This is a genomic window from Oleiphilus sp. HI0061 (genome assembly GCF_001635675.1).
In genome coordinates, this window is sequence record NZ_LWFE01000514.1 from 1 (window position 1) to 1,023 (window position 1,023).

The following is a 1,023-nucleotide window of genomic DNA, read 5'->3' on the forward strand; positions in this document are numbered from 1 at the left end:
AGACAAGCTTTCTCTATCGTTGTGCAGGCATACCCTGGTCACAGTAAGGTTGCTGACTCTCTATTTAAGCTTGGTGTGGCATATGATCGCTTACAGAACCCGACTGAGTCTCAAAGATACTTAAGTGAGGTTCAAAAGCAATTTCCTGATAGTACCGCTGCCAAACTAGCAAAAAGTTATAAGATCAATCGCTAAGCGACTGAATTTTATAGATTTTTCGTATAATTTTATAAAACTGTAAAACTAATGTAATTTTTTTGAAATTGCGCTTGTTATTTTCTTAAAAATCATTACTATATGCGCCTCATCGGGTCGTTAGCTCAGTTGGTAGAGCAGTTGGCTTTTAACCAATTGGTCGCAGGTTCGAATCCTGCACGACCCACCATTTTTCTCCGCTGTTCTAATGTAGAGAAGTTGGTGGCAACAGAGCCGATCGATGAGCATAAAATGTTGAAAAACATTGTCTAAACTTGATGTTACTAGCATCGCTAGTTCACAAGATTCCAGCGGGTCGTTAGCTCAGTTGGTAGAGCAGTTGGCTTTTAACCAATTGGTCGCAGGTTCGAATCCTGCACGACCCACCATTCCCTTCGAAAGTCCGCTGTCCCAATATTTCCAGCTAATTCATTAGTTTTAACATATAGTCATTTGTTAGTCTGCGCTCGCTGCTTCGATCTGCTTGCGTTGGTACTCAATCAATTATAGATTTTACTGTCACAAGGATTATACTATGGCACCCAAATTTTAGGTGCAGCTTCACATTAGTGTATTGTGTGTTTGAGTGGCTTCTAGTTAGTAAGAAAAATAGATTCGAACTTTAGATATATCTTTAGATAGGAACGACATGGCAAGTATTGAAGATCGCGTTTTGGTTCAAGAGCATTTAGCGCATGAGCATCTCTCGGCTAGAGAATTAGATCAGGCCAAGGTTGCAGATTACAAAGAGAAGATTAAATCGCTACTTAAAGAAAAGAACGCCGTTATCGTTGCGCATTACTATACAGATCCTATTGTACAGGCATT

The 1,023-nt window shown here is 39.9% G+C and carries 1 protein-coding gene and 2 tRNA genes; all 3 read left to right on the top strand.

Going from position 1 to position 1,023, the window contains the following annotated elements; translation table 11 throughout:
* A partial coding sequence (locus A3735_RS06790; RefSeq protein ID WP_156499473.1) for a tetratricopeptide repeat protein occupies positions 1–195 on the top strand: 195 nt, incomplete at its 5' end.
* 114 nt (positions 196–309) lie between these two features.
* Positions 310–385 (top strand) — tRNA-Lys (locus tag A3735_RS06795).
* 123 nt (positions 386–508) lie between these two features.
* Positions 509–584: transfer RNA gene (locus tag A3735_RS06800), tRNA-Lys, on the top strand.
* Positions 585–1,023: the final 439 nt, after the last annotated feature.